We start from the raw sequence: 2066 nt of genomic DNA on the forward strand, positions 1-2066 counted from the left end.
TGGGGCGAGTTCGTGCCGTTCCTGAAGTTCCCGCCGGAGATCAGACGCCTCATCTATACGACCAATGGGATCGAGTCGCTCAATGCCAGGTTCCGGCAGGCCACGAGACGCCGCGGGCACTTCCCCACCGGAGAGGTGCTCTCGTCGTCGACGTCGAAGCAGGACGTGACGTCTGCCGCGATCGATCTGCGCGCCCGCGTCGATTCCACGAAGGCATCGGTCGAGCGGCTCACGCAGCTCATGGCGCAATCGGGAAGCGTGTCCGAGCTGATCGAGGCCGAGGTCGCACTGACCGACCGCCAGGCCCAGCTCGAATCCTACGAACAGCAGCTCGCCGCTCTCGACGACCAGGTCGCGATGTCTTCCCTGCAGGTGCAGCTGACGAAGGCGAGCGCACCGACGACCGCCGACCCGGCCGGCTTCGGCGACGGCCTGCTGGCCGGCTGGAACGGTCTCGTGGTGTCGCTGAACGCACTGGTCATCGCCCTCGGCTTTATCCTCCCGTGGCTCGCACTCGCCGGGGTGGTCGTGCTCCTCGTCTGGCTCCTGCGCCGGACGCGTCGCAACCGCCGTGACGCCGCGGGATCCTCAAGCGGGACATCCGACGAAGAGAACTGACGCCGCCCCGTAGGAGAAGGCTCGCCCGGATGCCTCCGGGCGAGCCTTCTCGTTGATATTCCGAGGTATACAAGAAGTCTTGTGCGTCTGTCACCTCGGGACTAGCGTCTTCTCCCGTGGAAGACATCTCTGTGATCACCGCCGTGCATCACCCGCTGCGCCGCCGCATCTACGATTACCTGCTCCTGTACGGCACGGCACAGGTCACCGCGATCGCCCGCGCACTCGACAGTCAGGTCGGCAGCATCAGCCATCATCTGCGGATGCTGGAGCGCGCAGGCGTCGTCGAACGCGCACCGGATCCCGCCGGTGACAAGCGCACCAGCTGGTGGAAGGTGGCTCGACGCGGGTTGACCTGGTCGACCGACGACTACGCGGACTCCCCCGCCGATGCCCTGCTCGCGCGCGAAGCCCAGCGGCAGGGCATCCGGATGCAGATAGACCGGCTGCAGCGCTGGCACCGCAGTCGCCGAGACCCCGCGTACGCGGGATACGACGGCTCGAACACGGAGACGACCGCCTGGGCGTCGCCCGACGAGCTGCGCGACCTCTCCGCGCGGATCCTCGGGACGATCCGCGAGTGGCAGGAGGGCATCGACCTCGACGACGGTCAGGAGCGCGTCCCCGTCTTCGTCTTCGCGCACGCCTTCCCCACGGAGCCGTGATGGCGACGGTCAGCGATCCCGTCGAGGTGACCGCGCCTCCTGCGTTCCGCCGGGACCACCTCGCGCATGCATGGATCGGTGTGAAGGCGCTCTCCGATGCCGGTGACGCCCTGTGGACGATCGCCCTCGCCTGGACAGCCGTGCAGGTCGCCTCCCCCGCGGTCGCCGGGCTGATCGTCGCCGCAGGAACGGTGCCCCGCGCGGTGATCCTCCTGTTCGGAGGAGTGATCGCCGACCGTGCGGACGCCCGCCGCATCATGCTCGCGTTCAACGTGCTCCGGGTCGGTGTCCTGGTCGCCGTGGCCGTGTGGGTGCTCACGACACCGCCCTCGGTCGCGGTCCTCCTCCTCGCCGCCATCGCGTTCGGGGTATGCGATGCGTTCTACGAACCGTCAGCCGGCACGATCGCCCGCCAGCTGGTCAGAGCCGCCGATCTTCCGGCCTACGGAGCTGCGGCCCAGACGGCGTCACGCCTGGGGACCATGGGAGGTGCAGCGATAGGCGGGTTCGTCATGGCGCACGCAGGCCTTGCCGCAAGCGCGTCGGTGAACGCCCTGACCTTCACCGTGGTGGTCGCCTTCATCGCGATCTGGCTGCGCCCGCGCTTCCGCCTCGCCCGCGCGGAGAAGGAGTCCGCGCTGCGCGGCATCGCCCGCGGGTTCACCCATCTCTCCGTGAACCCCACGACCCGCACGCTCGTGATCGCACTGTCGGGGTTGAATCTGGCGGTCGGCCCGGCGATCGGGCTCGGACTCGCCCTCCGTGCTCACGACGAGGGGTGGG

General features: G+C 68.7%; 3 protein-coding genes and 1 pseudogene. All 4 read left to right on the top strand.

What is annotated here, in order from left to right; genetic code table 11:
- A pseudogene (locus KZA10_RS18205) lies at positions 1 to 126 on the top strand (transposase); the annotation flags it as partial.
- Positions 127 to 135: 9 nt separating this feature from the next.
- Positions 136 to 618 carry a DUF4349 domain-containing protein gene (locus KZA10_RS13310; protein WP_308289672.1) on the top strand — a complete coding sequence of 161 codons (483 nt, stop codon included), beginning with the start codon at positions 136 to 138 and terminating at the stop codon, positions 616 to 618.
- Between the two features lie 116 nt (positions 619 to 734).
- Positions 735 to 1283, top strand: coding sequence for a helix-turn-helix domain-containing protein (locus KZA10_RS13315; protein WP_218683116.1), 549 nt, complete (start codon positions 735 to 737; stop codon positions 1281 to 1283).
- The coding region (locus tag KZA10_RS13320; protein WP_218683117.1) for an MFS transporter at positions 1283 to 2066 on the top strand (784 nt) is incomplete at its 3' end. The genes KZA10_RS13315 and KZA10_RS13320, both read left to right, overlap by 1 nt.

This window comes from Microbacterium sp. BF1 (assembly GCF_019279095.1).
GTDB lineage: Bacteria > Actinomycetota > Actinomycetes > Actinomycetales > Microbacteriaceae > Microbacterium > Microbacterium maritypicum.